Annotated in this window: 18 protein-coding genes; 6 read left to right on the forward strand and 12 right to left on the reverse strand. The window is 65.8% G+C overall.

Features of this window, described 5'->3' with window-relative positions; genetic code table 11:
• Window positions 1-7: 7 nt before the first annotated feature.
• From NQE15_RS10375 to NQE15_RS10395, 5 genes are all read right to left on the reverse strand, one after another.
• Window positions 8-556, reverse strand: a complete 549-nt coding sequence (locus NQE15_RS10375; protein ID WP_265949453.1) for a PEP-CTERM sorting domain-containing protein — start codon at window positions 554-556, stop codon at window positions 8-10.
• A 91-nt stretch (window positions 557-647) separates the two neighbouring features.
• Window positions 648-905, reverse strand: a complete 258-nt coding sequence (locus NQE15_RS10380) for a MoaD/ThiS family protein (RefSeq protein ID WP_265949455.1) — start codon at window positions 903-905, stop codon at window positions 648-650.
• A 13-nt stretch (window positions 906-918) separates the two neighbouring features.
• The gene (locus NQE15_RS10385) at window positions 919-2,085 is read right to left on the reverse strand and encodes a WD40/YVTN/BNR-like repeat-containing protein (protein ID WP_265949458.1); all 1,167 of its coding nucleotides are present in this window, start codon (window positions 2,083-2,085) and stop codon (window positions 919-921) included.
• A gap of 220 nt (window positions 2,086-2,305) precedes the next feature.
• A complete protein-coding gene (bioA, locus tag NQE15_RS10390; RefSeq protein WP_265949460.1) occupies window positions 2,306-3,658 on the reverse strand; it encodes an adenosylmethionine--8-amino-7-oxononanoate transaminase in 1,353 nt (450 codons plus the stop codon).
• On the reverse strand, window positions 3,658-4,830 hold the full coding sequence (locus NQE15_RS10395) for a DUF2863 family protein (protein ID WP_265949463.1): 1,173 nt from the start codon (window positions 4,828-4,830) through the stop codon (window positions 3,658-3,660). Before NQE15_RS10395 ends, bioA begins: the two co-directional genes overlap by 1 nt.
• 89 nt (window positions 4,831-4,919) lie before the next feature.
• Here NQE15_RS10395 and yaaA point away from each other — a divergent pair, with 89 nt between their 5' ends.
• From yaaA to pgm, 3 genes are all read left to right on the forward strand, one after another.
• Window positions 4,920-5,693 (forward strand): peroxide stress protein YaaA, encoded by a 774-nt coding sequence (gene yaaA, locus NQE15_RS10400; protein WP_265949465.1) that lies wholly within the window; start codon window positions 4,920-4,922, stop codon window positions 5,691-5,693.
• A 155-nt stretch (window positions 5,694-5,848) separates the two neighbouring features.
• Entirely contained in the window at window positions 5,849-6,733 is an 885-nt protein-coding gene (locus tag NQE15_RS10405) for a transglutaminase-like domain-containing protein (protein WP_265949467.1), read from the forward strand.
• Window positions 6,734-6,807: 74 nt separating this feature from the next.
• Window positions 6,808-8,442 (forward strand): phosphoglucomutase (alpha-D-glucose-1,6-bisphosphate-dependent), encoded by a 1,635-nt coding sequence (gene pgm, locus NQE15_RS10410; protein ID WP_265949469.1) that lies wholly within the window; start codon window positions 6,808-6,810, stop codon window positions 8,440-8,442.
• 21 nt (window positions 8,443-8,463) lie between these two features.
• On the opposite strand, the gene NQE15_RS10415 is transcribed toward pgm, so the two are convergent.
• Both NQE15_RS10415 and NQE15_RS10420 read right to left on the reverse strand, forming a co-directional pair.
• Window positions 8,464-8,973: a TlpA family protein disulfide reductase gene (locus NQE15_RS10415; protein ID WP_265949472.1), complete on the reverse strand. Its 510-nt coding sequence runs from the start codon at window positions 8,971-8,973 to the stop codon at window positions 8,464-8,466.
• Between the two features lie 24 nt (window positions 8,974-8,997).
• Window positions 8,998-9,963: a TIGR01212 family radical SAM protein gene (locus tag NQE15_RS10420; protein ID WP_265949475.1), complete on the reverse strand. Its 966-nt coding sequence runs from the start codon at window positions 9,961-9,963 to the stop codon at window positions 8,998-9,000.
• A 165-nt stretch (window positions 9,964-10,128) separates the two neighbouring features.
• Between NQE15_RS10420 and NQE15_RS10425 the strand changes: the two genes are divergently transcribed.
• The gene (locus tag NQE15_RS10425) at window positions 10,129-10,494 is read left to right on the forward strand and encodes a hypothetical protein (RefSeq protein ID WP_265949478.1); all 366 of its coding nucleotides are present in this window, start codon (window positions 10,129-10,131) and stop codon (window positions 10,492-10,494) included.
• Between the two features lie 64 nt (window positions 10,495-10,558).
• On the opposite strand, the gene NQE15_RS10430 is transcribed toward NQE15_RS10425, so the two are convergent.
• The 4 genes from NQE15_RS10430 to NQE15_RS10450 all read right to left on the reverse strand — a co-directional run bounded on the left by NQE15_RS10430 (window position 10,559) and on the right by NQE15_RS10450 (window position 16,825).
• Window positions 10,559-11,659 (reverse strand): FAD-binding oxidoreductase, encoded by a 1,101-nt coding sequence (locus NQE15_RS10430; protein WP_265949480.1) that lies wholly within the window; start codon window positions 11,657-11,659, stop codon window positions 10,559-10,561.
• 5 nt (window positions 11,660-11,664) lie between these two features.
• On the reverse strand, window positions 11,665-12,399 hold the full coding sequence (locus NQE15_RS10435; protein WP_265949482.1) for a PepSY-associated TM helix domain-containing protein: 735 nt from the start codon (window positions 12,397-12,399) through the stop codon (window positions 11,665-11,667).
• Window positions 12,400-12,768: 369 nt separating this feature from the next.
• The gene (locus NQE15_RS10445; protein WP_265949485.1) at window positions 12,769-14,640 is read right to left on the reverse strand and encodes a TonB-dependent receptor plug domain-containing protein; all 1,872 of its coding nucleotides are present in this window, start codon (window positions 14,638-14,640) and stop codon (window positions 12,769-12,771) included.
• 1 nt (window position 14,641) lies between these two features.
• On the reverse strand, window positions 14,642-16,825 hold the full coding sequence (locus NQE15_RS10450; RefSeq protein WP_265949487.1) for a TonB-dependent receptor plug domain-containing protein: 2,184 nt from the start codon (window positions 16,823-16,825) through the stop codon (window positions 14,642-14,644).
• 302 nt (window positions 16,826-17,127) lie between these two features.
• On the opposite strand from NQE15_RS10450, the gene NQE15_RS10455 reads away from it, so the two are divergent.
• Entirely contained in the window at window positions 17,128-17,505 is a 378-nt protein-coding gene (locus tag NQE15_RS10455; RefSeq protein ID WP_265949490.1) for a hypothetical protein, read from the forward strand.
• A gap of 3 nt (window positions 17,506-17,508) precedes the next feature.
• Here NQE15_RS10455 and NQE15_RS10460 read toward each other — a convergent pair whose 3' ends face one another.
• The gene (locus tag NQE15_RS10460) at window positions 17,509-17,928 is read right to left on the reverse strand and encodes a putative toxin-antitoxin system toxin component, PIN family (protein ID WP_265949493.1); all 420 of its coding nucleotides are present in this window, start codon (window positions 17,926-17,928) and stop codon (window positions 17,509-17,511) included.
• A 48-nt stretch (window positions 17,929-17,976) separates the two neighbouring features.
• On the opposite strand from NQE15_RS10460, the gene NQE15_RS10465 reads away from it, so the two are divergent.
• A complete protein-coding gene (locus NQE15_RS10465; protein WP_265949495.1) occupies window positions 17,977-18,948 on the forward strand; it encodes a tRNA dihydrouridine synthase in 972 nt (323 codons plus the stop codon).
• Window positions 18,949-18,955 lie beyond the last annotated feature (7 nt).

An 18,955-nucleotide genomic window follows, 5' to 3' on the forward strand; every position in this document is an offset into this window, starting at 1 on the left:
GGCTGCTTCAACCCGCCTTCCGCATGACCCGGCGAGCGAAGGCCAGGCCGAGCAGGCCAAGGCCGATCAGGGCCAGGCTGCCAGGTTCCGTAACCGTGCTGGGCGTCGCAAAGTTCAGGTCGACGTGGATGAATTGGCCGCTGGTAAATGCCAGATTGTCGAGATTGAAGCCGATATAGTCGTCGCCGAACATGATGTCGCTCGCCGAAAACGCGCTGTTGGTCGCGAAGTTGCTGACACCGAGCAGCTGACCGCCCAGGCTGTCGTTCAGTCCCCAAACGATCGGGCCGTTGTGGTTGATGCCGCCGGCCGGCACGTCCTGGAATCCGATGTTGGTGAAGCGGATGTCGATCGCCGCGGCGCCGATGTCGAGCGTCAGGACGGCAGGCCAGGTGAACTCCACGTTACTGCCGACCACGGCATCCGTCGGGTAAAACTCGGCCCCGATGGTCGGAAAATTCTGTGCAATGTGTACGCTGTCGCCAACCAGTGTTGCGTTGGCGCTGGCGGCAGCGCCGGCCAGCATCAGCGTCGCCAGAACGCGCTTTGTTTTCATAAACCCCCCAATTATTGTTGGTCGCCCGCATTCGCCGAGCCTGGCATGCTTAGCAAGAAGGTTGCCATGCGGCGGGCGAGGGCGGTGCTTCTTAGCCGCCGCTCAGCGCCTGGACAATGATCAGCTCTGCATTGGGCGAGAGGGGGTGGGCGAGATCGACGACCTGCGCGCCGCCGACGAAGAAGCGGATATGGCGGCGAATCCGGTTCTGTTCGTCGATCATCCGGAAACGGATGCCCGGATAGCGGCGGTCGAGGTCGGTAAGGGCGGCGGCGAGCGTGTCGCCGTCGGCCTCCGCCTTGCTGCCGCCGGTGTAGGAGTGCAGCGCGCTGGGGATCAGCACTTTCATGGTCTGCCCGCCGTCAGGCCAGTTCGGCGCTTTCGACGGCGTAGATTTCCGGAAGGTGGTTGGCGAGCGGCTCCCATTGCCCGCCTTCATCGCGGCTCATCCACAGTTCGCCGCTGGTCGTACCGAAGTAGAGGCCGACCGGATCGTGACGGTCGGCGGCCATCGCCTGGCGCTTCACCGTCCACCATGCCTGGCTGGCCGGTAGTCCGGCATCGAGGCGTTGCCAGGTCTCGCCGCCGTTGCGCGTCGCATAGACCGCCGGTTTGCCGCCCGGGCTGGTCCGTGGCCAGACGCTGCTGCCATCCATCGGGAAAACCCAGGCGGTGTCGGCGTCGCGTGGGTGCACGACGAGCGGGAAACCGATATCGCCGACCGCCGCCGGCATGTTCTTGCCGATGCGCTGCCAGCGATCGGCCGGCCGGTCGAGGCGGTAGATGCCGCAGTGGTTCTGTTGGTACAGGCGGTCGGGATGGCTCGGGCAAAGGCGGACGCAGTGCGGGTCGTGGAAGGCGATGTTGCTGGGCTCGAAGCCCTCGACGACTTCCATGCCCTCGACCAGCGGCGCAAAGCTGCGGCCGCCATCAGCCGATTCGTGCACGCCGCCGCCTGACATCGCCAGGTAGAGGTGCGCCGGATCGCGCGGATCGACGATGATCGAGTGCATTTTCGGTCCGTCCGGCGTGCCGTCCTGCACGCTGCCCATCCATTCGCGATATTGCGGATCGTCGTTGATTACCGAGAACGGCACCCAGTTGACGCCGCCGTCTTCGGAGCGGAACAGCCCCTGCGGCGAGGTGCCGGCATACCAGACGCCGGGCTCGTCGGCGTGGCCTGGGGTCAGCCAGAAAGTGTGATCGACGGCACGACCGCTGCCGTCAGCGACGGGTGCGAAGGCCGGTGGCCGGGCTGCTTCCTGCCAGTTCCGCCCGAAATCCGTGGAGCGGAAGATGGTCGGCCCGAGATGGCCGGTCTTCGCCGCCGCCAACAGGGTTCGCCCGTCGCGCGGGTCAAGCAGCAGATGGTTGATGATGTGGCCGAGAAAGTGCGGCCCGTCGGTGCGCCAGGTCTGGCGTGACTTGTCGCCGTAATAGAGCCAGGCGCCCTTGCGGGTGGCGACCAGCAGCAGGGTCTGGTGGGCGCCGGGTTTGTGCCCGGCCGGATTTTCGGTAGTGGGTGCCATGAATCGCTCCTTATCAACGGGCCCGGTGTTGGCCCGGGATTGATGGTGGGGAATCAGTCGGCGCGCTCGCCAACCTCCCGGCGCAATCCGTGCAGCAGCTGGCGTGGATTGCCTGGGAATGTTCTGCTTCGATCTGGATCGGGCCGGCAAGTTGCACCCGGCTGCCGGCTCTGGCCGGGCGCATGGCTGCGGGAGCGGCGCCAGCCTTGCCTTTGTGGGGCTAGAAGCCCGGGGCGCAGGCGGCGTCGAGAGCGCCGCGGACGGCCGCGCCAAGCCGGGCAATTTCCTCGTCGCCGACGATGTAGGGTGGCATCAGGTAAACCGTGTTGCCGATCGGGCGGATCAGGGCTTCCCGGTCGAGCGCCGCGCGGTAGAACTTGCGCGAGAAGTAGGGGTCGGCGGTGGCGACATCGAAGGCGGCGATCATGCCGTGCTGGCGCAGGTGGCTGACCTGCGGCAGTTCGGCGAGCGGGGCGAGGGCGGCGCCGATCCGGGCGGCCTTTCCCTGGTTTTCGGCCAGCACATTGTCTTCAGCGAAGATGTCCAAGGTCGCCAGTGCGGCGCGGCAAGCCAGTGGGTTGCCGGTGTAGGAGTGCGAGTGCAGAAAGGCGCGGGCCACCGAGTCGTCGAGGAAGGCTTCGTAGATGGTGTCGCTGCTCAAGACGATGGAGAGCGGCAGGTAGCCGCCGGAAATGCCTTTCGACAGGCACATCAGGTCGGGGCGGATGGCGGCCTGCTCGTGGGCAAAGAAAGTGCCGGTGCGGCCGCAGCCGACGGCGATTTCGTCGCAGATCAGGTGCACTTCGTATTGATCGCAGAGGGCGCGAGCCAGGCGCAGGTATTCCGGGTCGTACATCGCCATGCCGGCGGCGCCCTGGATCAGCGGCTCGACGATCAGCGCGGCGGTTCGTTCGCCGTGGCGTTCGAGATGGGCTTCGAGCGCGGCGGCGGCGCGGCGGGCGACGTCGGCCGGGCTTTCGCCGGCTTCGGCGAGGCGGAAATCGGGCGAGGGGACGACCGTTGCGTGTCGGACCAGCGGCGCGTAGGCATCCTTGAACAGCGCGACGTCGGTGACGGCCAGCGCGCCGACCGTCTCACCGTGGTAGCTGCCGGCCAGGCAGAGGAATTCCGCCTTCTCCCGGCGGCCGACATTGCGCCAGTAGTGGAAGCTCATCTTCAGCGCGATCTCGGTCGCCGAGGCGCCGTCCGAGGCGTAGAAGGCATGGCCGAGACTGCCGCCGGTCAGGGCGGCGAGGCGCTCGGAAAGCTCGACCACCGGCTGGTGAGTGAAGCCGGCGAGCATCACGTGTTCCAGCGTTTCGAGCTGGTCCTTGAGCGCGGCATTGATCCGCGGGTTGGCGTGGCCAAAGAGGTTGGTCCACCAGGAGCTGATGCCGTCGAGGTAGCGCTTGCCGTCGAAGTCGTAGAGCCAGGCGCCGCTGCCGCGGGCAATCGGCACCAGCGGCAGGTGGGCCGGCGAGGCCGTCTGCGCGTGGTGCTGCATCTGCGTGCACGGGTGCCAGACGGCAGCCTGGCTACGGGCCAGCCAGGCCTGGTTCGACGACTGCTCCATCAATGCAGGACTTGCGAGTTGGCGGTCGGTTGCTCGGGCATTTCGGCGTGCACCAGTTCGGCTTCGACGTTGGGGTAGAACGGTGCCCCGCAGTCGTCGCAGAATTCCATCGGGAAATGGTGGTCGAGGAAGAGCACGTCCTTGACCCCGGCTTCGCGCAGTACGGCCTCGATTTCGCTGGCTGCGTCGGTCGCTTCGTCTTCGGCGCCGAGCAGCGGCCAGACGATGCCGTGGTAGGTCTCGTCCTTGTCCTTGGGGCCGAGGCCGACGCGGTATTCCTCCATCCGGCGGTCGTAGCACGGGCCGACGACGGCGCGGATATCGGCGGGCATCAGGCCGAGCATGGTCTGCAGGAAGGCCACCGAAGCCTTCAGCGAATAGGGGCGGGAGAGGCGGTCGGCATTGCGGCAGGAGGCGTGGTAGGCATCCGGCAGCAGCGGTTGCCAGGCGCAGCCGGTGAGCAGCGGCTCGAGATTGGGGCTGCCCTGCTTGATCCATTCCTTGAGCGCGGCCTCCTTGTTGCCATCCGTCTCGTTCCAGCGGAACAGCGGCTTGCCGCGCGGCACGGCAATGGCGCCGATCAGGTAGCGGACGTCGGACAGGAAACGGTTGGTTTCCGCCATCCCGGCCGCGTCGACCGCCATGTGCTGGCCGGCCAGCGTCGCCTTGCCGAGCTCCTGGGTCATCAGCCAGGTATCGCAGAAGCTGCGCGGCAACTGGTCCGGGCTGAACAGGAAATCTGCCAGCGCGACGCGGGTGTCGGCTCCGAAGACGTGGGCGCCGAGATGCACGGCCAGCGCCTCGACGGTGCTTTTCGGCAGGGCGCAGGCGGGAATCGAGAAGCGCGACCAGGCCAGAACCGGCGCCGCGAAAAGCTGGATGTCGTATTCCTTGCCGCCGGCTGTCATGTGGTTGGTTTCGGCCCGCGACTCGACCATGTCGGCGAGTTCGTCGTGGGCGCGCGGGTTGGCTTCGAACAGGCGGTCAAGGGCGGTATTGATGTCGTCTTCGGCGCCGTTCTTGAGCAGGCCGTCGACAACTTCCGAAAGCTGGGTTTCCCAGTAGCTGTCTTCCAGTTTGCCGCCGGACTCGGAAAGACCGCTGGCCAGGCGCTGGAGTTCGGCAGCATCGCGTGAAAGGCGGTCGCGCGAGCCGAAGCGGGTTCGTTTCATGGGTGTTCCAGAATTTACAAAAAAGTAATTTTACCAGCCGGTAAAATCCGGAGGTTCGCAATAGACAAAATACCACCGAGGCTGTTCGCATGTTGATCTTCCTTTCCCCCGCCAAATCGCTCGACTACAAGACCCCGCCGCACATTGCCACTCATACCCAGCCGGCTTTCCTGAAACACTCGGAAATCCTGATCAAGCAGCTACGCAAGCTGTCGCCGGCCGACATCGCCAACCTGATGGATCTCTCCGACCCGCTGGCCTTGCTCAACTACAACCGTTATGCCGACTGGTCGCTGCCGTTTTCGCCGGACAACGCCAAGCAGGCGGTGCTCGCCTTCGACGGCGACGTTTACGATGGCCTGGATGCCAAGACGCTGTCCGCCGCCGACCTCGATTTCGCGCAGCAGCGGGTGCGGATGCTCTCCGGCCTCTACGGCATCCTGAAGCCGCTCGACCTGATGCAGCCCTACCGGCTGGAAATGGGTACCCGCTTCGCCAACAAGGCGGGCAAGGATCTCTACGCTTTCTGGGGCGAGCGCCTGCTGAAAACCATCAACGCCGAACTGGACGACATGCCGCGCCCGGTCGCGGTCAATCTGGCTTCCGAGGAGTATTTCAAGGCGGCGGTCGGGCCCAAGATCAAGGGCGAACTGATCCAGCCGGTGTTCGAGGACTGGAAGAACGGCCGCTACAAGATCATCAGCTTCTACGCCAAGCGGGCGCGCGGCCTGATGACGCGTTACGCGGTTGAGAACCGGCTGAGCGAGCCGGAAGGGCTGAAAGATTTTGATAGCGACGGCTACGCTTTCGAACCCGCAGTGTCGGATGACAAACGATGGGTTTTCCGGCGGCGGCAGGCGTAACGGCCGGCATGCCTGAGCAGTTGCGAGCGTCGTTATGTTCGTTGGCAGACATAGGCGCCACGCCATCGGGGGCATACTTGCCCAATGCAATCCTTGGACAACTTTCCCGGCCCCGTCGTAGCCCGCGCTGACCAACCGCCGTTCAGGGGCGTCGCATGATCCGCATCGAACTGCAGGTCGGCCTGAATTTCGAGATCGACCAGGCGGGGGCCGACTTCGTATTCAACATCCATGCGGCGCGCACGGCAGCCCAGACCATCGTCGCCGAACGCTTCGAGCTGAGCCAGCCAGTCACGCCGCAGATGTACACCGATGCCGCTTCGGGCAATCGTTATCTGCGCCTGCATGCCCTGCCCGGGGTGTTGAGGGTGTCCTACGCGGCGACGGTGGATCTGGTCCACCATTTCGCCAAACCCGACCAGGTCGCCGAAGTGCCGGTCCAGCACCTGCCACCCGAGGTGATCGCCTATATCTACCCGAGCCGCTATTGCCAGTCGGACCTTTTCGTGAATCTGGCGATGAGTACTTTCGGCGGCCTCGCCAACGGCTACAGCCGGGTTCTGGCGATCGAGGACTGGGTTAGAAAAAACGTCACATTCAAGTCGCGCAGTTCGACGACGACGACTTCGGCGATCGATACGCTCAACTCGAAAGTCGGCGTCTGCCGCGACTTCGCCCACCTGATGATCGCGCTCTGCCGCGCCCTGAATATTCCGGCGCGCTTCGCCACCGGGACCGACTACGGCGCCGATCCGACCCTGGGGCCGCCCGATTTTCAGGCCTATGTCGAGGTCTATCTCGGTCAGCGCTGGTATATCTTCGACCCGTCCGGCACCGGGATTCCGATGGGCTTCATCCGCTTCGGCACCGGGCGCGATGCGGCCGACGTCTCGTTCGCTACGATCTTTGGCGGGGTCCGCACGCATGTGCCGGTGATCAGCGCCCTGGCCCTGGATGACCCGGCGCACGGCTTCGTCCTGCCGCAACGCTGCGCGGACGCCCTGTCGACCGATCGCGGCGTCGATACTTGCCAGGCATAAAGCTTGGCTGCACCATGGCGGCCCGCGCGTCTCCGATACTCGGCCGCCCAACATACAGCTCAAGGACTTCCACGATGGCCCATCCCCTGGCCGGCCAGCCGGCCCCGCAATCCAGCCTGACCGACATTCCCGCGTTGCTGGCCGCCTACACTAATCGACCGGACGCCGGCGATCCGGCCCAGCGCGTCGCCTTCGGCACCAGCGGCCACCGCGGCACAGCGCTCAACGGCAGTTTCAACGAAGCGCACATCCTCGCCATCGCCCAGGCCGTGGCCGAGTATCGCGCCCAGGCCGGCATCGGCGGTCCGCTTTTCCTGGGCAAGGACACCCATGCCCTGTCCGGCCCGGCGCAGCAGACCGCCCTCGAAGTCCTGGCTGCCAACGGCGTCGTGGTCCATTTGCAGGCCGACGACGGCTACACGCCGACGCCGGTCATTTCACGCGCCATTCTCGTCTTCAATGCCGCGCATCCGGGCGAAAGGGCCGACGGCATCGTCATCACCCCGTCGCACAACCCGCCGCAGGATGGCGGCATCAAGTACAACCCGCCGCACGGTGGGCCGGCCGATACCGATGTCACCGGCTGGGTCGAGCAGCGGGCCAATGCCCTGCTTTCCGACGGCAATCGCGGCGTCAAGCGCGTGCCCTATGAGCAGGCTCTGGCGGCGCCGACGACCCGGGCGGTGGACCTGATGACGCCCTATATCGCCGACCTCGGGAACGTGATCGACATGACAGCGATCCGCCGGGCCAAGCTGCGCATCGGCGTCGACCCGCTGGGCGGGGCGGCAGTGGCTTATTGGCGACCGATTGCCGAGCATTACGACCTCGATATCGAGGTCGTCAATCCGGCAGTCGATCCGGCCTTCGGCTTCATGACCCTGGATCACGACGGCAAGATCCGGATGGACTGCTCCAGTCCCTATGCCATGGCCGGCCTGGTCGCACTCAAGGATCGCTTCGACATCGCCTGGGGCAATGACGCCGACGTCGACCGCCACGGCATCGTCGCGCCTTCGCAGGGCCTGATCAATCCCAACCATTACCTGGCCGTCGCCATCCAGTACCTGCTCACCCATCGCCCACAATGGCCGGCCACCGCAGCGGTCGGCAAGACACTGGTGTCGAGCGGGCTGATCGATCGCGTGGTCAAGGGTCTGGGCCGTCAGCTTTACGAAGTGCCGGTCGGCTTCAAGTGGTTCTCGCCGGGGCTGCTCGACGGCAGCATCTGTTTCGGCGGCGAGGAGAGCGCCGGCGCCAGCTTCCTGCGCCGCGACGGCGCGGTATGGACCACCGACAAGGACGGCATCATTCTCGGCCTGCTGGCCGCCGAGATCACGGCCGTCACCGGCCGGGACCCCGGCCGTCACTATCTGGACCTTGCGGAGCGCTACGGCACGCCGTATTACACGCGGATCGACGCCCCGGCCAGCCGGGCGCAGAAGGCAGCTTTCAAGCAACTGACCGGCGACCGGGTCAGTGCCGCCAGCCTGGCCGGCGAGCCCATCACCGCCCGCCTGACCAGCGCGCCGGGCAACGGGGCTTCAATCGGCGGCCTCAAGGTGACCACCGAGAATGGCTGGTTTGCCGCCCGGCCGTCGGGCACTGAGGATATCTACAAGCTGTACGCCGAGAGCTTCAAGAGCGAAGCCCACCTCGCGGAACTTGTCGACGAAGCCCGCGCGATCGTCACAGCGGCGCTGGGCTGAAGGGCACCGCGCCCTGGCTTATTACAGCTTGAGGCGGAAGGTCTTGCCGATGACCTCGACTGCCTGCGGGCTGTCCCATTCCTTGGCGCCGTAGTATTTGGCCAGCACTTTACCGTCGGCGTCGACCAGCACGGTCAGCGGCAGCTTGTTGGCGCCGAGCATGTTTTCCAACGGCCAGGGTTTGCTGTCGATGTAGTGGGCGAAGCTGGTGTTTGCCTGCTTCAAGAAAGCCTGGGCGCGCTCCGGGTAATCGTCGGTCGAGATGCCGATCACCGTGAAGTGTTTGCCGTAGCGCCGCGCCAGCCGGTCAAGCGAACCCATTTCGGCGCGGCAGGGGCCGCACCAACTGGCCCAGATATTGATGATCAGCGGCTTGCCGCGGTATTCGGAAAGCTTCCGGGGCTGCCCGGTCAGGCTCTGCATGTTGGCTTCGCGCAGCACGCTGCCGATTTCGACTTCGCCCGGCGTCGCAGCTTGGGCAAGGGGGGCGACGGCCAGCCAGGCCGTGAGCAGGGTAATCAGTATTTTCATCGGGCGGAGTTTTCCAGTCGGTGTTCAGGCAGATGTGGCCGGTTCATAGCGACAACCATGCCAACTGTCGCGGCGGGCCAGTTCGGCAGAAACCCGCGGCGCCAGTTCGTGCAGGCGCAGGTTCCAGTGCGGCGCCAGCTTCATCTTCGGCGGCACCTCGCTGCCCAGGCGCTGGAGCAGGATGTCCGGCGACAGGCGCTCGATGAAGTCGGCGACCAGGGTGATGTAGTCGTCCTCGGCGAAGAGCGGGACGGCGGCCGGGTCGCGTTCCCATTCGCGGGCCAGGGCCGTGCCGCGCACGAGGTCGAGCTGATGCAGCTTCAGGCTGCGCAGCGGCAGGGCGGAGAGCTGGCGGGCGCCGTCGAGCATGCTGGTGGTGCTTTCGCCGGGCAGGCCGAGCATCAAGTGGGCGGTGACGTCCAGCCCGCGCGCTGCGGCCCGCCGGATGGCATCGGCGCTGGCCGCGAAGTCGTGGCCACGATTGACCCGCTGCAGGGCGGCATCGTTGCAGGACTCGACGCCGATTTCGAGTTCGATGATGTGCGTCTGCGCCAGCTCGGCCAGGTAATCGAGGACTTGGTCGGGCAGACAGTCGGGGCGGGTGCCGATGGCCAGGCCGCTGATTTCGGGGTGGGCCAGCGCTTCCTCATAGCAGGCGCGCAGGCGGTCGAATTCGCCGTAGGTGTTGCTGTAGCTCTGGAAATAGGCGATGTGGTGCCGGGTGCGCGGATAGCGCCGACGCAGGAAGTCGAGGCCGGTTTCGATCTGCTCGTGGATCGATTGCCGGCGATCCAGGTGGCCGGGCGTGAAGCCGGCGTTGTTGCAGAAGGTGCAGCCGCCAGTGCCGAGCAGGCCGTCGCGGTTCGGGCAGGTAAAGCCGGCGAGCACCGAAACTTTCTGCACCCGGCCGCCATGGCGGGTTTTGACGTAGTCGTTCCAGGCGTTGTAACGGCATTCGCCGAAGGGCGACAGGCGGATTTCAGTGGGCATGCGGGGCGGCAAAAGGCGTGAGCGTGGCAGTATGCCTGATCCGGAGCCGCCTGGCTGCCGACGTAAATTCCGTAATTGACGCCGGGGGTGGCAGCGTTGATACTGGGCCGGCATGTCGTTTGCTTCATCTGACGCGTCTTCTTTCCATTTGCGGAGTTGTGATTCATGAATAAATTTATTGCTGTAGTTCTTGCCGGCGCGGTCTCGCTCGGCGCCTCGCTGGCCTTTGCCGCCGAAACCAGCACGGTTGCTGCGGTGTACAAGGACAAGTCGGCGCTGGCCGGCAAGGAAGTCACGGTCAAGGGCAAAGTCGTCAAGGTCAATAACGGCATCATGGGCCGCAACTTCGTGCATGTGCAGGACGGCACGGGCGATGCGAGCAGCAACAACCTGATCATCACCAGCAAGCAGACCGCCGCTGTCGGTGACACCGTCCAGGTGACCGGCAAGGTGTTCCTCAATCGCGATTTCGGGTCAGGCTACAACTACCCGCTGCTGATCGAAGAAAGCACGATTACTCCGGCCAAGTAATTCCCGATATCGGGAAAGCGCAATGCCGACCTCAGGGTCGGCTTTTTTGCGTCTGGGGCCTGGATCAGGGCAGCGCAATGTTCAGATCGGAGCGCGCCGCGCAGACGCAGGGCAGAAACTGCTGCGGGCCGACGCTGAACTCCGGCTTGACCAGCCAGTCCACCTCGCCATCCTCCAGGTGGGCGACACACTGGCCGCAATTGCCGGCCCGGCATTCGGCGGCGGGGGCGAGGTCGTTGGCTTCCAGCGCCGCCAGCACGGTCGGTTCGCCGGCGGTGACCAGCGTTCTCGTCGTTCCGGCCTGGCGGATCGCCAGATTCAGGCCGCTCCGGCCGCTCCCCGTTGCCGCGCCGAAGGCTTCGCTGTGGAGGCGCGAATCGGCGATCCCGAGGGCGAGCAGGCCGTGGCGCAGGCTGTCCATCATCGCGTTCCCGGCGCACAGGTAGAAGTCGGCGCTGTCGGGCAGCGGCACGGCGGCGACGATGCGCCCGGCGTCGAGCCGGCCGCGGTCGCCGGTCCATTCGCCAGCTGGCCGCGAGAGGATCGGGCGATAGGCGAATTGGCCATGCTGCGCCGCCAGCGCGGTGAACTCTTCCTGAAAGAGCAGCGACTCGGCGGTGCGCGCGGCGTGGAACAGAACGATCGTCCGGCCGCTGCCCAGCGCTTCGTGCAGCATGGCGCGCATTGGCGTGATGCCGATGCCGCCGCCGATCAGGACCAGCGTGCCGCTGCCCGCTCGGACGACGAAATCGCCCTGCGCCGGGCTGGCCTCGATGCTGCTGCCTGGCTGCGCGTGTTGCCACAGCCATTGCGTCATCGCGCCGCGGTCTTCGCGCTTGATGCCCAGTTCGTAGCACCCCGGTTTTGCGGCCCAGGCGGCCAGCGAATAGGCGCGCCGGATGGGCTGGCCGTTCTTGCCGGCCGGCGCCGTCAGCAGCAGATGCTGGCCGGCCCTGAAGGCCGGCAGCGGCTTGCCGCGCGGGTCGGCGAGTTCTAGGCAGAGCAGTTCGCCGGCTACCTCGTGGCGTTTGGCGACGCGGAGCGGATGCGGTTTCTTGGCATTTTCGGCACGCCGGCGCCGCCCGATGGCGCGCAGGCCATCGACGGTCAGCCCGGCGATGCCGGCGAGGGCGAGCAGGGCAAGCGCGGAAAGGACCATGACCATCCCGCTTATCCTGCCGTCAGAGCGGCCTTGCGCTTCTCGGCCCGCCACCACATGTAGACGCCGGTCAGCGCGAGCAGGCACATGGCGAGCCCGACGAGGTCGATCCAGATCCATTCGCCGTCCTTGCCGAAGAAGGCTTGGCCGGTGTGCAGGTCCATGATCAGCTTGCCCAGGGTCAGCGGCTTGTCGGCCTGCGTGCTCGCCGCGCTGGTCAGGGCGACGGCCAACAAAGCGTCCGGCTGCCATTGGCGGCCGTCGGTACTGGTCATCAGGCCCTTGTCCTTGAGCGAGACGATGACGCTGCCGTCAGGGCGGGCGCTGGCATTCCAGGCATCGCCCTTCAGCGTGCGTTGCCACTGGCCATTCGTCTCCAGCCAGATGCCGCTCTTGGCGGCGGCGATGCGTCCGAACGGGGCCTCGGCGAGGGCGCGGACCTGGGTATTGGCCAGGGCCTCGACCTCGACCAGCTGGTCACCATCCAGGCGGTACAGCCCCTGCAGGCTACCGACGTAGGTCGTGCCGGCGCTCGTCGTCAGCGCGGCGCGGGCTTCGATGCCCTTGGCTTTGTCGCCCATGCTGCGATAGCCGGGCAGCCACTTGGCGGCGACGGGGATTTCTTCGGTGCCGAGCGCTTTCTTGTGGGCGATGAAGATGGCCGAGGCGCCGACGATCAGGATCGGCAATGCCAGGATCAGGCTGCCCCAGGTATGCCAGCTGCGGGCCTTGAAGTTGAGTTTCATGCTCGTTCCTCCGGGTGGACGATGGGGTGGGGACGGTTATCGATGGCGTGCGGGCTCACCACTTGCCCTCCAGCGCGATGAAGTAGCTGGCGATGCCTTGTTCGCGGTCGTTCTCCAGGCGGCTCAACTGGCCGTTGCCGTCGAATTCCTGCAGCTCGTTGCGGCGCGTGGCCCCTGTGAGGTTCTGGGCGGACAGGCGCAGGCTCAATTGGCGGTCGATGCGATAGAGCGCATAGAGGTCGAGCTGGCGGCGCGAGCCCTGGGTCTGGCGGACGCTGGCGCTGCTTTCGCGGTCGAGGGCGCCGATAGCGTTGAAATTGCCGCCCAGCGTCGTCTGCCAGCCGGGCAGCTCGTAATCGAAACCGAGGTTCAGGCTCCGGCGCGGGCCTTCGCCGGCGCCCAGGCCGGGGGCGGGTCGAGCAGCCGGGTGTGCGTGTAGGAGAGGTTGCCGCGCAGCGTCAGCGCCGGCAAGTGCAGGGCATCGGTGCGCCACTTGAAGTCGAGCAGGCCGCCCTGCAGTTCGGCATCGCCGACGTTGAACGGGCGTTCGACCCAACGCCCGCCTTCGAACTGGATCAACTTCTGCACCTGGTTGGCGATCCGGCGGTGAAAGAGCGAAACGCCGACGGTACCGGCGCGCCGGGGCAGGAAGTGCTCCGCGCCGATTTCGAAGCTCAGGTTGCGTTCGGCTTCCAGGTTCGGGTTGCCGGCCTTGTCCGGGTTGGCCGAGGTGTTGGTGCCGCTGGCGGTGCGCACGACCGGGCTGAGATCCTTGGCATTGGGCGGCTTGCCGTTCAAGGCCACGCTGCTGCGCAGGTTCCAGTCCGGGGTGATCTGCCACAGGTAATGCAGCGAGGGATCGAAGCCGCTGTAGTTCTGCTCGACCGTCGTCCCGGCGCCGTCGGTGACCGAACTCGTCTGGGCCTGCCAGCGCAGGCCGGGGGTCAGGACGTGCTCGTCGGCGACTTGCCATTCGTCCTGGATCCAGGCGATCTGGCGCCTGTCCTCGATGGCGGCCCGGCTGGCCGCGCCGCTGGCGACGGCGACGCCATTGCTGCGCTTGTCCTGGCTGTCGGCACTGCGCTTGCCGCGCCATTCGACGGCGGCGGTGACGAAATGGCTGTCGGCGAACAGGCGCTTGCTCTTGAGCATGGCGCCGAGCTCGCGCTCGCGGCGCCGGGTGCTTTCGTCGGTACTGCCGCTGGCGGCGCCGTTCGCATCGTATTTGCTGACTGCCTTGTCCTTTGCCTCGTATTCGCCCTGCACGGTCAGCCGGGCCAGCAGCTCGGCATTGCCCGGCTGCAGGCGTTTCCATTCGGCGTTCAGGCGAGCGCTGGCCCGGCGGCCGTCTTCCAGTTCGCGGTCGTCGCCGGCCGTGGCGAGACCGCTGCCGGCGAGCGGGTCGGCGTAGCTGCGGCGGCCGATTTCGGTTTGCCGGGTGTTCTCGGTCAGGTTGATCAAGGGGCTGAGCGTGAATTGCCGGCCATTGCCGAGACCCCAGTTGAAGCGCGGGGTCAGCGCCAGATTGTTCTCGTCGCCGCGCTGCTCGATTTTTTCAAGGGTCCAGGCCGTGCGGCTGCCGCCGGTGAAGCGCTGGATGTCGGTTTCCTGGTGCGCGACCAGCGGCTGGTGCTGGAAGGAGCCGCCGAACAGGTAGCCGAAGTTGTCAAAGCGCTCGCCGACCTGGCCTTCGAGGCGGGCGATCGGTTCGCCGTCCGTGGCGCCCAGGGCGAGGCGGGCGCCGCGCGTCGTCCGCGGCGGCACGTCGCGCAACACCAGGTTGATGACGCCGCCGGGGCCGGCGACCGGAAACTCGGCGGTGCTGTTACGGATGATCTCGATCCGTTCGATGAGCTCGACCGGCAGGCGCAGGGCGGCGCCCGGCGAGTTGTCGCCACCCGGCAGGGGCTGGCCGTCGACCAGGATCTGAGGCAGGTGGCGGTCGCGCCCTTTGCCCCGGCCGCGCCGGCTGTCGGGGTCGGCGAAGGCGCCGGTGCCCGGCAGCTTGCGCAGCAGGTCGCCGATGCTCGCGGCGTCCATCGTTTCCAGTTCCTCGCGCTCATAGACCAGCTTGGCGGCCGAGGCATTGCGCCTCACTTCACTGCCGCCGTCGCGCCCGGCGGTCACGGCGACTTCGGCGAGCAGGGTTTCCTGGGCGGACAAGGAACCGGCGATGGCCAACAGCACGGCGCCCGCGAACGGGGCCGTGGCTGGATGACCGAGGACGGACTTGGCGGGCAACTTAGAAGCGACTTTCGAAAGTCAGCATCACGGTCGGCTTGGAGCGCTCGACCTTGAACTCGTTGCCGGTGATGGCGCCGGTCGTTTCATTGCGCTTGATCGTGCGCTCTTCCTTTTCCACCGAGAGCACGTTGCGGGCGATCAGGCGGATTTCGGCCAGCGGGCTGAAGGCTTTGCCGGCATAGAGATCGAGCCCGGTGCGCGCGCCCCAGGTTTTCTGCTCCATCACGCCGTCGTCGTTGGTGCTGTTGCTGGTGAATTCCGGCGTGTGGTTGACCGAGAAGCCGGCAAACGATGCGGTCGGCCGATGGCGATAGTCGAGGCCGAGGTTGGTGACGCGTTCCGGCATTTCCTTGACGTCGATCTTGCCCTTGTTCGCGCTGTTGATGCGGCCGCGCAACTCGGAGTGGTTGCCGACCAGATTCAGGACATGGCCGTGCTTCTCGAAAATCGGGAAGCGCAGGTCGAACTCCATGCCCCAGAAGTGCGCATCGCCGACGTTTTGCGGGCGTTTGACGAAACGCGCGCCTTCCTGGCTGGTGCGCTCCTCGATGAAATCCTGGACCTCGCGGTTATAGAAATTGAGGCCGACAATGCCGCGGTTGCCCATGAACAGCTTCTCGACACCGGCTTCCAGGCCGAGAGCCCGTTCCGGCGCCAGCGCGGCATTGCCGCCTTTGTCGGGATCGCTGGTCGAGCCGGTCTTGGTTTCGATGAGCGGGTTGAGCTGGTCGAACTTGGGCAGCTTAAGCGTCTTGGCCAGGCTGGCCCGGACGTTCAGGCTCTCCATGGCGGCCCAGCGGTAATGCAGCGACGGATTGCTGGCTTGCTGGGTATCGTTCAGTGCCACGCTGTTGCCGCCCTCCGCTTCGCGCGCCGTGCGCTCATAGCGGATGCCCGGCGTCAGCCAGTGCCGCTTGAAGAGATTGATTTCATCCTGGACGAAGAAAATCAACTTGTCCTCGGTGATGTCGAACTTGTCGCGCACGCCGGTCTTGTCGACCACCGCGCCCGCCACGCCGGCGGCCGAGAAGGACTGTTCGGTCTTCGGCTTGCGGCTCAGGTAATCGGAGAAACGGAACTCGACACCGGTGGACAGCCGGTGCATGCCGCCCAAAGGAAGGATGAGGCCGGCGCCCGCGTAATTGATGCTTTCCTCCAGCACTTCGACCTCGGTTGCGCGCTTGGCACCGGTGGAGACGCCGGTGGTCGCGTGATAGCTGTTGGTCAAGGTGATCTTGTCCTTGTCCGATGTCGTCTTCTGGCTGCCGGCTTTGGCATACCAGTTGCCCCACGCGGTTTTGCCATCGTAGCGCCCGGCCAGGCGGCCAATCTTGTCGTCCTTGTTCTCGGTGGTGGCGACCCGGCTGGTCACCACCCTCGTGTTGCTGACCGTGTTGTTCTCGGTCTTGTCTTCAGTGCCCTTGGAAATGAAGGGTTCCAGGGTCAGCCGGTCCTCGCCGAAACGCCAGGTCAGGCGCGGCGTAAACAGCAGCTCGGTCTTCTCGACCGGCTTCGGCTTGTATTCGGTGCCGCTGACTGCGCCGGTGGTGACGTTGAAAGTCTTCTTTTCCTCGATGACGTTCTCGGCACCCATGGTATAGGAGGCGGCGAGCAGCAGATCGACATCTCCCCAGTTCTTGCTGGTTTGGACGATGGCGTCGCCGACGGCCATTTCGCCGTTCTGGCCGTAGCCGAGGCGGGCACGCGTCACCTCGTCGATGCGCTGCTTGAAGACGATATTGACGATGCCACCGACGTTGCCCGACTCGTATTCGGCACTCGGGTTGCGAATGATCTCGATGCGCTCGATCATGTCGGCCGGCAGGCGGTCGACCTGCATCTGGCGGTCCTTGGTGGCGCCGGGCACCGGCTCGCCGTTGATCAGAAACTGGGTGTAACCCTTGTCCAGGCCACGCATCCGGACATCCTTGGTGACCCCGGCCGGGCCGGTGAATGAGGTGCCGGGCAGGCGCTTCAGGATGTCGCCGACCGAGACGTCGCCGAAGCGCTCGATCTCTTCCTCGGAGATGACGATCTTCTGGACGTTGCTTTCCTTGCGCTCAATCTGCGCGTCGCGCTGGTCGGTGACGACGACCTGCTTCAGCGTTTTCTCGCCGTCGGCGGCGTGCGCGCTTTGCGCAAGGAAGGGAAGGGCGACGATGGCGGCGCTGAGCGCAGTCATGCGAATCCCGGATGGGCGAAGAGCCAGTGACGCAAACACGATAAAACCCCCTGAGTGATTTTTTGCGTGGCTGGCTGGAGGTTCGCTGGCGAAGGCGGGGCCGTGGCTGGCTGGGCTAATGACGAAAATTGATCTGCGGGGCGAATCGTAACATTTTGTTTTAGTAAATAACAACGATTCGCATTGACGGGTTTTTGAATTGCTCGGCGATATTGTGAACAACGCCACCGCAAACGGTTTTCGGCCTCGTCGTTCGAGCCGTGCTATGGTTCGCCGCCTGGAAACTGGAAGGATGATCAACGATGGTTTGCGAGAAGCCAGCCCCGCCGCCGGCCAGCGAGCGCGGCACGCGGGTGGCCCTGATCTTCGCGCTGACCGCCGAACGCCTTACGGCCTTCTACGAGTACGGCCAGTGGCTGACCGACGGGCAGGGCGCCAGCCTGGCCGCCGACTGGCTGGCGCGTTCTAAACGCACGTTGCCGCTCAGCGAGCGGCGGGCGCTTTCGGCGCTCAGCGACCAGCTGGCACGACAGATCGCCAGCACGCTGTCGCGGGAGGCCGGGCTGTACACCGCTCACGACATGATGGAAGCGCTCGATCCCAACCATCACTCCGAACTGGCCGAGTCGATGATGGTCGAGTGCGAGCGCCTGCTCGACAGCGAGCCGGCTGCGGGCTGAGTTTCAGCCGGCGAGCAGCGCCGAAGCCGCCGCCGGCTTCATGATCTGGAAAGCCAGCGTCGTCCGCCCGCGCAATTTGAGCAGGGCCTTGTCCTTGCTGACCAGGATGTTGGCGCCGCAACGGGCGGCTAGTTCGAGGAATTTCTGGTCGTCGCGGTCCTTGCAACGCGGCAGGGGCGGCGCTTCGCCGGCCGGGACGAGCTGGATCAGACCGCTGTAGCGGGCGTAGCGTTCGCTGATCATGCCCGGAGTCATTTTCAGCTGCGGGTAGGTCAGCACCCGTTGCAACTCGTCGAGCGTGCGTTCGTCGGCAAAGCATGCGATGCGGCCGCTTTCCAGTGCCGCCATGATCGGCACGGCATCGGTATTGGCCCAATGGAAGAGGTCGAGGACGACGTTGGTGTCGAGAACTAAGCGCAGCATGGCGCGGATTATAATGCGCACCACTTCAATGCCTTGTCCGGAAACCCGATGCCCCGCCTTTTTCTCGCCCCGATGGAGGGGCTCGCCGACTACGTCCTGCGCGACGTGCTGACCGGCATCGGCGGCTTCGACGCGGCGGTTTCCGAGTTCGTCCGGGTTTCGGGTTCGGTGCTGCCGCGGCGCACCTACGAGCGCATCTGTCCGGAAGTCCTGAACGGTTGCCAGACCCCGGTCGGCACGCCGATGGCCATCCAGTTGCTGGGCAGCGATCCCTATTGGCTGGGCCTGAATGCCGAGCAGGCCAGCGCGCTGTCGCCGCACGGCATCGATCTGAATTTCGGCTGTCCTGCCAAGACGGTCAATCGGCATGGGGGCGGGGCGATGCTGTTGGGCGATCCCGAACTGCTGAGCCGGATCGTGCGCTCGGTGCGGGCGGCGGTGCCCGATCCGATCCCGGTGACCGCCAAGATGCGGCTCGGCATCTCCGACACCTCGCTCGCCATCGATTGTGCCCAGGCGCTGGCCGAGGGCGGCGCGGCATCGCTGGTGGTGCATGCCCGCACCAAGGATCACGGTTACCGGCCGCCGGCCCACTGGGAGTGGATCGCGCGCATCGCCGACGCGGTGAATATCCCGGTGATCGCTAACGGCGAAGTGTGGACGGTGGACGACTGGCGGCGTTGCCGCTCGGTCAGCGCCTGCGCCGACGTCATGATCGGGCGCGGCGCCGTCGCCGATCCCTTCCTGGCCTTGCGGATCAAGGGCTTGATGGATGAAGAGCCCTCGCCGGAGGACTGGCGTGCCCTGTTGCCACGCATCGCCGAATACTGGGAAAAGGTGCAGCGGCGGGTCGTGCCTGGTCACGCACCGGGCCGGCTGAAGTTGTTGCTCAGCTACTTCCGGCGGACCTGGCCGCAGGCCAGCGAGTTGTACGCCGCGGTGCGGACCATTCGCGATCCGCTGGCCATCCCCGGGGTGCTCGACGCCGCCGTCATCAAGTACGGTTCGCCGGCGAGCTGATCGGCGG

Source organism: Dechloromonas sp. A34 (genome assembly GCF_026261605.1).
Lineage (GTDB): Bacteria > Pseudomonadota > Gammaproteobacteria > Burkholderiales > Rhodocyclaceae > Azonexus.

What these genes read in the sequence shown, in the direction of transcription:
- NQE15_RS10465 (WP_265949495.1), top strand. Translation starts at nt 17,977, where the DNA reads ATGCCCCGCCTTTTTCTCGCCCCGATGGAGGGGCTCGCCGACTACGTC.
- NQE15_RS10380 (WP_265949455.1), bottom strand. Translation starts at nt 905, where the DNA reads ATGAAAGTGCTGATCCCCAGCGCGCTGCACTCCTACACCGGCGGCAGC.
- NQE15_RS10460 (WP_265949493.1), bottom strand. Translation starts at nt 17,928, where the DNA reads ATGCTGCGCTTAGTTCTCGACACCAACGTCGTCCTCGACCTCTTCCAT.
- NQE15_RS10450 (WP_265949487.1), bottom strand. Translation starts at nt 16,825, where the DNA reads ATGACTGCGCTCAGCGCCGCCATCGTCGCCCTTCCCTTCCTTGCGCAA.
- yaaA (WP_265949465.1), top strand. Translation starts at nt 4,920, where the DNA reads ATGTTGATCTTCCTTTCCCCCGCCAAATCGCTCGACTACAAGACCCCG.
- NQE15_RS10415 (WP_265949472.1), bottom strand. Translation starts at nt 8,973, where the DNA reads ATGAAAATACTGATTACCCTGCTCACGGCCTGGCTGGCCGTCGCCCCC.
- NQE15_RS10385 (WP_265949458.1), bottom strand. Translation starts at nt 2,085, where the DNA reads ATGGCACCCACTACCGAAAATCCGGCCGGGCACAAACCCGGCGCCCAC.
- pgm (WP_265949469.1), top strand. Translation starts at nt 6,808, where the DNA reads ATGGCCCATCCCCTGGCCGGCCAGCCGGCCCCGCAATCCAGCCTGACC.
- NQE15_RS10420 (WP_265949475.1), bottom strand. Translation starts at nt 9,963, where the DNA reads ATGCCCACTGAAATCCGCCTGTCGCCCTTCGGCGAATGCCGTTACAAC.
- NQE15_RS10395 (WP_265949463.1), bottom strand. Translation starts at nt 4,830, where the DNA reads ATGAAACGAACCCGCTTCGGCTCGCGCGACCGCCTTTCACGCGATGCT.
- NQE15_RS10425 (WP_265949478.1), top strand. Translation starts at nt 10,129, where the DNA reads ATGAATAAATTTATTGCTGTAGTTCTTGCCGGCGCGGTCTCGCTCGGC.
- NQE15_RS10455 (WP_265949490.1), top strand. Translation starts at nt 17,128, where the DNA reads ATGGTTTGCGAGAAGCCAGCCCCGCCGCCGGCCAGCGAGCGCGGCACG.
- NQE15_RS10435 (WP_265949482.1), bottom strand. Translation starts at nt 12,399, where the DNA reads ATGAAACTCAACTTCAAGGCCCGCAGCTGGCATACCTGGGGCAGCCTG.
- NQE15_RS10405 (WP_265949467.1), top strand. Translation starts at nt 5,849, where the DNA reads ATGATCCGCATCGAACTGCAGGTCGGCCTGAATTTCGAGATCGACCAG.
- NQE15_RS10375 (WP_265949453.1), bottom strand. Translation starts at nt 556, where the DNA reads ATGAAAACAAAGCGCGTTCTGGCGACGCTGATGCTGGCCGGCGCTGCC.
- NQE15_RS10430 (WP_265949480.1), bottom strand. Translation starts at nt 11,659, where the DNA reads ATGGTCATGGTCCTTTCCGCGCTTGCCCTGCTCGCCCTCGCCGGCATC.
- bioA (WP_265949460.1), bottom strand. Translation starts at nt 3,658, where the DNA reads ATGGAGCAGTCGTCGAACCAGGCCTGGCTGGCCCGTAGCCAGGCTGCC.